Below are 7877 nucleotides of genomic sequence, written 5' to 3' on the forward strand. Positions count from 1 at the left end.
GGAGCGGCATGCCGTGTGGATCCGATGGATACCGGATCGAGGATCGCGATCGTCGACTACGGGATGGGGAACCTCCACAGCGTCCGGAAGGCGTTCGAGGCGTGCGGGGGGGAGGCCGCTCTCGCCCGCGATCCGGCGGAGGTCGCCCGGGCCGACGCGCTCGTGGTCCCCGGCGTGGGCTCGTTCGGCGACTGCGTCGAGAACCTCGCCCGCGCCGGTCTGAAAGACGCGATCGCGGCGTGCATCGGCTCCGGCAGGCCCTACCTCGGCATCTGCCTCGGCCTCCAGATCCTCTTCTCCTCGAGCGAGGAGGCGCCCGGGACGCCGGGCCTCGGGATCATCCCGGGGAAAGTCCGCAAATTCGCCGGATCCCTCAAGGTCCCGCACATGGGCTGGAACACGATACGCCTCGCCGGGCGGGGGGGAGGGGAGACCGCCGGGGCGGGGTGCTGTCCGCTCTTCCGCGGGATCGAAGACGGGGCGTACGTCTACTTCGTCCACTCGTTCTACCCGGAGCCGGAGGATGAAGCGGTGACGGCGGCGGTGACGGAGTACGGGGTGCCGTTCGCGTCGGCGATATGGAACGGCAATCTCATGGCGACGCAGTTCCACCCGGAGAAGAGCCAGCGCGTCGGGCTCGCCATGATCCGGAACTTCGTCGCGTTCGCCTCGGCGCGCGCGGCGGCGGGGCGCGAAGCGCCGGGAGGGGCGCGATGATCGTCATCCCCGCGATCGACATCCGAAACGGCAGGTGCGTGCGCCTCTTCCAGGGGCGCGAGGACCGGGAGACGGTGTACGGAGACGACCCGGCGGCGATGGCGTTGCGCTGGAAGGCGGAAGGGGCGCGCGTGGTGCACGTGGTCGACCTGGACGGGGCGTTTGCGGGGGAGCCGCGGAATCTTCGCGCGGTGCGGGAGATCGTCGAGAAAGCCGCCCTGCCGGTGGAGTTCGGCGGGGGGCTGCGCTCGATCGACTCCGTCCGGAAGGTGTTCAGGCTGGGGGTCGCCCGCGCCATCCTCGGCACCGCGGCGATCCGCGATCGGGGCCTCCTCCGGGCCGCCGCCGCCGAGTTTCCGGGCAAGATCTTCGTGGGGCTCGACGCGAGGAACGGCGTCGTGACGGTGGAGGGGTGGAAGACCGATTCGGGCGTGCGGGCGCTGGACCTGCTCGCGGAGGTGGAGAAGGACGGGGCGGCCGGGGCGATCTACACCGACGTCGCCACGGACGGCGCCTTGTCCGGGCCCGATTTCGCGGCCGTTGAGAGGATATACGCCGCGGCCCGCGTCCCCGTGATCGCCTCGGGAGGCGTGGGAACCGCCGAGCACGTGCGGCGCCTCGCCGCGATCGGCCGCGGGGGGCTGTACGGCGCGATCGTCGGCACGGCGCTGTACGACGGCGTCCTGACGCTCGCCGACGCGATCGCCGCGGCATCGGAGGGCGGACGGGGCGCGAGAGGCGGCGCCTGATGCTCGCGCGCAGGATCATCCCCTGCCTGGACGTGAAGGAGGGGCGGGTGGTGAAGGGGGTGCGGTTCGTGAAGCTCCGCGACGCGGGCGATCCGGCGGAGGCCGCGCAGGCGTACGACGAGGCCGGGGCGGACGAGATCGTCTTCCTCGACATCACCGCCTCGCACGAGGGGAGGCCGACGATCGTGGACGCGGTGCGCCGCGCCGCGGACCGGGTCTTCATGCCGCTCACCGTCGGGGGCGGCGTGCGGACGCTGGAGGATATCCGCCTCCTCCTCCGCGCCGGGGCCGACAAGGTGTCGCTCAACACCGCGGCGGTCGCCGACCCGTCGTTCATCGACCGGGCCGCGCGGGCGTTCGGGTCGCAGTGCATCGTGCTCGCCGTCGACGCGCGGCGCGCGGAGGGCGGCTGGGAGGTGTACACGCACGGCGGGAGGACCCCGGCGGGGAAGGACGCGGTCCGGTGGGCGGTCGAGGGGGCGGCGCGGGGCGCGGGCGAGATCCTCCTGACCGGCATGGACGCCGACGGCACCGAGGACGGGTACGACCTCGCCCTGACGAGGAGCGTCTCGGGGGCGGTGGGCGTGCCGGTGATCGCCTCGGGCGGCGCGGGGACGCTCGAGCACCTCCGCGAGGCGCTCACGGAGGGGCGGGCGGACGCCGCGCTCGCGGCCTCGATATTCCATTTCGGGACGTACACGGTCGGGGAGGCGAAACGGTACCTGAAACAGCGGGGGGTGGAGGTGAGGGTATGAGGATGCCGCAGGGGCTCAAGTTCGACGAGAAGGGGCTGGTGACCGCGGTGATGCAGGACGCCGGCACCGGCGAGGTGCTGATGGTCGCCTTCATGAACGCGGAGGCGCTCGCCAAAACGCTCGAAACGGGTCTGGCGCATTTCTGGAGCCGCTCGCGCGGGAAGCTCTGGCTCAAGGGGGAATCCTCCGGCCACGTGCAGAAGGTGAAGGAGGTGCGCGTGGACTGCGACGCGGATGCCGTGCTCCTGAAGATCGAGCAGAAGGGGGGGGCATGCCACGCCGGCTACCGCTCCTGCTTCTACCGGAGGCTGAAGGAGGACGGGGGGTACGAGACGGCGGGGGAGAAGGTCTTCGACCCCGGCACGGTGTACAAGTGAAGCGCCCCCCCCGTGCCGCGGGGGGCGCGGGGAAGGAGAAGATTCTTCGCCGCGGCGGGAGGGCAGCGAGGCCGACATGTTCACGCCTGACCTGAAGGAGTTCGTCAAGAAATCGCGCGAGGGGAACCTCATACCGGTCTACAAGGAGATCATGGCCGATATGGAGACGCCGCTCTCCGCCTTCCTGAAGCTCGAGCGGGGGAGGTACGCGTTCCTGCTCGAGAGCGTGGAGGGGGGGGAGCGGATCGGCCGCTACTCGTTCCTCGGGTGCAACCCGGGGAAGGTGTTCACGGCGAAGGGGAGGACGGTCACCGTGGAGGACGAGGCGGGACGGCGCTCCTTCGAGAGCGCGACCGACCCGCTCGACGATCTCGCCGCGCTGCTCGGGGCGTACCGGCCCGTCGCCGTCCCCGGCCTCCCCCGCTTCAGCGGCGGGGCGGTGGGGTACGCCGCGTACGACGCCGTGCGCTACTTCGAGAAGCTCCCCGACACGAACCCGGACGACCTCGGTTTGCCGGACCTGCTCTTCATGTTCACCGACACGATCCTGATCTTCGACCATGTGCGGCACACGATCAAGATCGTCTCCAACGCCCGCGTGGACTCCGACCCGGCGCGGGCGTACGACACCGCGGTGCGCACGATCCGGCGCATCGAGGAGCGCATGCGCAATCCGCTCCCCGCGAGGCCGATCGAGATCGCCCCCGTACAAGGCGAGGCGTCGTTCCGCTCCAACGTCACGCGGGAGGAGTACGAGGCGATCGTCGCCCGGGCGCAGGAGTACATCAGGGCCGGCGACGTGATACAGGTCGTCCCCTCCCAGCGCCTCGAGACCGAGGTGCACGCCCCCCCGTTCAACGTCTATCGCGCCCTCCGCTCGATCAACCCGTCGCCGTACATGTACTACCTCCAGCTCGGGGACGTCTGCGTGGTCGGCTCCTCCCCCGAGGTGCACGTGCGCTGCGAGGACGGGCTCGTGGAGGTCCGCCCGATCGCGGGGACCCGGCCGCGCGGGAGGGACGAGGGGGAGGACCTCGCGCTCGAACGGGAGCTTCTCGCCGATCCGAAGGAGCGCGCCGAGCATATCATGCTCGTGGACCTCGGGCGCAACGACATCGGGCGGGTGTGCCGCTACGGGACGGTGAAGCCGCAGGAGCTGATGGTCGTCGAGCGGTACTCGCACGTGATGCACATCGTCTCCGACATCCGGGGGCGCCTCCGCGAGGGCGCGACCGCATTCGACGTCCTGCGCGCCTCGTTCCCCGCGGGGACCGTCTCGGGGGCCCCGAAGATACGGGCCATGGAGATCATCGACGAGCTCGAGAACCGGCGGCGCGGGCCGTACGCGGGGGCGGTGGGGTACTTCAGCTTCACCGGGAACCTCGACTGCTGCATCACCATCCGTACGATCCTGATCAAGGGGACGCGGGCGTTCGTGCAGGCGGGCGGGGGCGTCGTCGCGGACTCGGTGCCCGCGCGGGAGTACGAGGAGACGCTGAACAAGGCCCGCGCGATGCTGCGCGCGATCGCCATGGCGGAGGGATTGCGGTGAGGCGGCCATGCTCCTGATGATCGACAACTACGATTCGTTCGTCTACAACCTCGTCCAGTATTTCGGCGAACTGGGGGAGGAGCCGCGGGTCTATCGGAACGACCGGATCAGCGTCGCGGAGGCCGAGGCGCTGAAGCCGGACCGGATCGTGATCTCGCCCGGCCCCTGCACGCCCCGCGAGGCGGGGGTCTCGAAGGAGATCGTCGCGGCGTTCGCGGGCAGGGTCCCCCTCCTCGGCGTCTGCCTCGGCCACCAGTGCATCGCGGAGGCGTTCGGCGGCGAGGTCGTGCGGGCGGAGCGGCTGATGCACGGCAAGACCTCGATGATCCGGCACGACGGAAAGGGGCTCTTCGAGGGGCTCCCCAACCCGTTCGAGGCGACGCGCTACCACTCGCTCATCGTCAGGCGCGCTACGCTTCCCGGCTGCCTCGAGGTCACCGCGGAGACCGCCGAGGGGGAGATCATGGGGCTCAGGCACCGCCTGCACGCGGTCTGGGGCGTCCAGTTCCACCCCGAATCCATTCTCACCGCGGAGGGGATGCGCCTGCTCGCGAACTTCCTCCGCGCGAGGTAGGCGCCCGCCTCGCCGGGCGGGACGCCGGAGGGGGACGATGCACGGCGGGAGGATCGGATGGCGGCGGCGCGACTCCGGCGAGCGTTCGTTCGCCGCGACGGCGCGCCCCGCGGTCGTCAACGCGGCCCGCGCGCGGTACCTGTTCGCGCGCCCCTTCTGCGCGGGCGGGGACCTGCTTGACATCGGCTGCGGGCCGGGGGACGGCCTCGCCCTCGTCTCCGGCGCGGCGCGGCGCGCCGTGGGCCTGGACTACTCCGCCGATACGCTCGTCGCCTGCGCGCCGGCCCTCGAGGCGGCGGGGATCCGCCCCGTCGCGGGCGACGCGCTCGCCCTCCCGTTCCTCGACCACAGCTTCGACGCGGTCACCGCCTTCGAGGTGATCGAGCACCTCCCGGACCCGGCCCGTTTCCTCTCGGAGACGTTCCGGGTCCTCGCCCCCGGGGGCGTCGCCGTCATCTCGACGCCGAACAGGCCCGTCTACAGCCCGCGGGGGACCTGGCTCGACTACCATCTGCGGGAGTACGACGCCGGGGAGCTGCGGGCGCTCCTGGAACCGTTCTTCCCCGAGATCTCGCTCTTCGGCCAGGAGCACCGAACCCGCGACGCGCAACTCGACTGCTCTCCCCTCAACAGATACCTCTACCCGCTCAAGCGTCGCCTCGACCCGCGCGGGGTGCTCCTGAACCGCCTCCGGGCGGCCTACGTCTATCTCCGGTGGGGGGAGAGGCCGGGGGACTGCACGCCGGGCGATTTCCCGGTCCTGGAAGGCGGCGTCGACCGCCGGCCGATCCTCGTCGCGGTGTGCGTCGCGGAACGAAACGACCGGCCGCGGGAAGGGGGCGGCGATGCGCGCCGTTAGCGCGGAAAGGCGGGCGCGGGCGGCGGGGGAGGCGGCGGATCGCGCCGCGTCCCCTCCCGAGAAGTACCTTCGCTGCCTCTGGTACGACGGGCGCCGCTTCCTCAAGCGCGGCATCCGCACGCGGGACGGCGCGAGGATCGAGATCGTCTCGCCGGGGGCCTGGAACACGGGGCGCGGGCCGGATTTCCTCGGCGGGGTCTTCAGACTGGACGGCCGTGCGACGGTCTGCGGAGACGTCGAGGTGCACCGGCGCAGGCGCGACTGGGCCGCGCACGCCCACCGGCGCGATCCCGCCTTCGGCGGGGTGCGTCTCCACGTCTTTCTCCTCGACGACGGGCGGCGCGACTGCTGCCGGAACCACCTGGGCGACCCGGTGACGGAGCTGTGCCTTCGGGGCCAGACACGCCGTCCCGCCGAGGAGGCCGCGCGCCTGATCGATCCGCGCGACTACCCGTACCGGGCCGGAGGGGCGCGGGGGAGGTGCGGGGCGGTCGCGGGCGCCGGGGGAGGGGAGCGGCTGGCCGTCTTACTCCGCCTCGCCGGGAAGGAGCGTCTGCGCGTGAAGATCGCCCGCGCGCGGCGCCTCGCGCGGCGGCACGGGCGCGAACAGGCGCTCTACCTGCTCATCCTCGAAACGCTCGGCTACTCCGCGCACAAGGGTGCGTTCAGGCGCCTCTCGCGGCTCCTCCCCTGGAGGACCCTGCGCCGCATCGCCGCACACGCGGGGCCGCGCGACGCACACGCGGCGGTCGAGACGGCGCTCCTGGGCGCCGCGGGCCTCATCCCCCCCTCCGCCGCGCCGGCATGGGACCGCGAGACGCAACGCGCCTGGCGGGCGGCGAAACGCGGATGGCGCCTGATCGAAACCTCCCGCGGCGTCGGGGGGATGGACCCGGCGGTGTGGCGCGGCGGCGCCCAGCGTCCCGCGAGCGCGCCCCCGCGCCGGCTCGCGGCCGCGGGCGTCCTCTTCGCCCGGTGCGCGAAGAAGGGCCTCGTCCGCACCCTCCTGCCGCGGGGACGCGGAGCCGTTCCCGGCGCCCTGGAGCGGCGGCTGGCGCGGCTTCTCGACGGCGCCCCCCGTTCCTACTGGGACCTGCGTTGCGCCTGGGGCGGCAGACGGCTTCGCCGGCCGTGCGCCCCCATCGGGCCGGAGCACCGCGTGAAGATCGTCGCCAACGTGCTGCTCCCGTTTCTGCATCTCGAAGGCCAGCGCGCGGCCGCCCGGGCCGTCTTCGAATCCCTCCCCGCGGTCGAGCCGGACTCGTGCGTGAAGGCGATGATGGCGCGTCTCGTCGGAGGCGGAACGCCGTTCCCGCGCCGGTGGGGCTTCGCCGCCCAGCAGGGGCTGCTGTGCCTGCACCGGCGTCTCTGCGTAAAGGACAGGTCCGGCTGCCGCCGCTGCCGCCTGCCGGGCCTGCTGAGGGGTGGCGCAGGCGAAGCGCGCCGCATGACGGGGCTCACTTGAGCTCGGGCGCCGGACGGCGAGATCGGTGGGACCGGCGGTACGCGGCAGGGCATCCGTCCTGGGAGACGGGGAGGCCGTCCACGGAGCTGGCCACACTGCTCCGGTCCGGGAAGGTCCCCGTCGGAAGCGCCCTCGAGCTGGGCTGCGGGCGGGGCGCGAACGCCTGCTACCTCGCGGCGCAGGGGTTTGCGGTGACCGCGGCGGATATCTCCGCAACCGCCGTCGAGGCGGCGCGGCGCGCGGCGGCCGGGCGAGGGCTGACCGTGGATTTCCGCATCGCGGATTTGGCGGCCGATCCCGACCTCGGCGGGACGTACGACTTTCTCTTCGACCGGGGAGCGTACCACGCCGTCCGGCTGGCGGATGCACACGCATTCCTGCGCCTGCTCGCGAAGGTCAGCCGAACGGGCACGCGGTATCTGTGCCTCTGCGGAAACAGCAGGGAGCGCTGCGTCTCGGGCCCGCCGGTCGTCACCGAGGAGGAACTGACCGCGGAACTCGGCTCGCTCTTCGAGATAGTCGATCTCCACGAATTCCGCTTCGACGAATCCCCGGGGAGGGAGGGCCGCCCGCTCGGCTGGTCGGTTTTCATGCGTCGGCGCGGCGGGTGAAGCGCGCCTGCGGGGGGCGATGGGGCGGCGCGGCGGGCGCATCCCCCCCCAGAAGTCGCCGCGCCCGGGCGACTGCGGCCCCCCCCCCGCCGATCATGCAACAAAAAGTGTGGGCTTTCCGCCGAAGGGCTTAGTCAAATAGCCGGGCACAAGCTCTCCGGATTTATACACGACATACGTAAACAGCGCCAAATTGAGGTTTGCTCGTCCCTGGAAGT

Annotated in this window: 9 protein-coding genes; all 9 read left to right on the plus strand. The window is 72.1% G+C overall.

Going from position 1 to position 7877, the window contains the following annotated elements; genetic code table 11:
- Positions 1–24: 24 nt before the first annotated feature.
- The 9 genes from hisH to GXY35_05565 all read left to right on the plus strand — a co-directional run bounded on the left by hisH (position 25) and on the right by GXY35_05565 (position 7659).
- Positions 25–717 carry an imidazole glycerol phosphate synthase subunit HisH gene (gene hisH / locus GXY35_05525; GenBank protein NLW94036.1) on the plus strand — a complete coding sequence of 231 codons (693 nt, stop codon included), beginning with the start codon at positions 25–27 and terminating at the stop codon, positions 715–717.
- Entirely contained in the window at positions 714–1466 is a 753-nt protein-coding gene (hisA, locus tag GXY35_05530; protein ID NLW94037.1) for a 1-(5-phosphoribosyl)-5-[(5-phosphoribosylamino)methylideneamino]imidazole-4-carboxamide isomerase, read from the plus strand. The genes hisH and hisA overlap by 4 nt, the downstream gene beginning before the upstream one ends.
- Positions 1466–2221, plus strand: a complete 756-nt coding sequence (gene hisF, locus GXY35_05535; protein ID NLW94038.1) for an imidazole glycerol phosphate synthase subunit HisF — start codon at positions 1466–1468, stop codon at positions 2219–2221. Before hisA ends, hisF begins: the two co-directional genes overlap by 1 nt.
- A complete protein-coding gene (gene hisI / locus GXY35_05540; GenBank protein ID NLW94039.1) occupies positions 2218–2598 on the plus strand; it encodes a phosphoribosyl-AMP cyclohydrolase in 381 nt (126 codons plus the stop codon). The genes hisF and hisI overlap by 4 nt, the downstream gene beginning before the upstream one ends.
- 76 nt (positions 2599–2674) lie before the next feature.
- The gene (gene trpE / locus GXY35_05545) at positions 2675–4150 is read left to right on the plus strand and encodes an anthranilate synthase component I (GenBank protein NLW94040.1); all 1476 of its coding nucleotides are present in this window, start codon (positions 2675–2677) and stop codon (positions 4148–4150) included.
- A 7-nt stretch (positions 4151–4157) separates the two neighbouring features.
- Positions 4158–4724, plus strand: coding sequence for an aminodeoxychorismate/anthranilate synthase component II (locus tag GXY35_05550; protein NLW94041.1), 567 nt, complete (start codon positions 4158–4160; stop codon positions 4722–4724).
- Between the two features lie 37 nt (positions 4725–4761).
- Positions 4762–5583: a class I SAM-dependent methyltransferase gene (locus tag GXY35_05555; protein ID NLW94042.1), complete on the plus strand. Its 822-nt coding sequence runs from the start codon at positions 4762–4764 to the stop codon at positions 5581–5583.
- Complete coding sequence (locus tag GXY35_05560; protein ID NLW94043.1) at positions 5570–7048, plus strand: DUF2851 family protein; 1479 nt, start codon at positions 5570–5572, stop codon at positions 7046–7048. Before GXY35_05555 ends, GXY35_05560 begins: the two co-directional genes overlap by 14 nt.
- Entirely contained in the window at positions 7045–7659 is a 615-nt protein-coding gene (locus GXY35_05565) for a class I SAM-dependent methyltransferase (protein ID NLW94044.1), read from the plus strand. Before GXY35_05560 ends, GXY35_05565 begins: the two co-directional genes overlap by 4 nt.
- The last annotated feature ends 218 nt before the right edge of the window (positions 7660–7877 follow it).

This window comes from Chlamydiota bacterium, from assembly GCA_012729785.1.
Classification (GTDB): Bacteria; Auribacterota; Tritonobacteria; order UBA1439; family UBA1439; genus UBA1439.

Bases quoted from the DNA above. Each gene is read 5' to 3' on its own strand.
- hisH (NLW94036.1), top strand. From the start codon at position 25: ATGGATACCGGATCGAGGATCGCGATCGTCGACTACGGGATGGGGAAC.
- hisA (NLW94037.1), top strand. From the start codon at position 714: ATGATCGTCATCCCCGCGATCGACATCCGAAACGGCAGGTGCGTGCGC.
- hisF (NLW94038.1), top strand. From the start codon at position 1,466: ATGCTCGCGCGCAGGATCATCCCCTGCCTGGACGTGAAGGAGGGGCGG.
- hisI (NLW94039.1), top strand. From the start codon at position 2,218: ATGAGGATGCCGCAGGGGCTCAAGTTCGACGAGAAGGGGCTGGTGACC.
- trpE (NLW94040.1), top strand. From the start codon at position 2,675: ATGTTCACGCCTGACCTGAAGGAGTTCGTCAAGAAATCGCGCGAGGGG.
- GXY35_05550 (NLW94041.1), top strand. From the start codon at position 4,158: ATGCTCCTGATGATCGACAACTACGATTCGTTCGTCTACAACCTCGTC.
- GXY35_05555 (NLW94042.1), top strand. From the start codon at position 4,762: ATGCACGGCGGGAGGATCGGATGGCGGCGGCGCGACTCCGGCGAGCGT.
- GXY35_05560 (NLW94043.1), top strand. From the start codon at position 5,570: ATGCGCGCCGTTAGCGCGGAAAGGCGGGCGCGGGCGGCGGGGGAGGCG.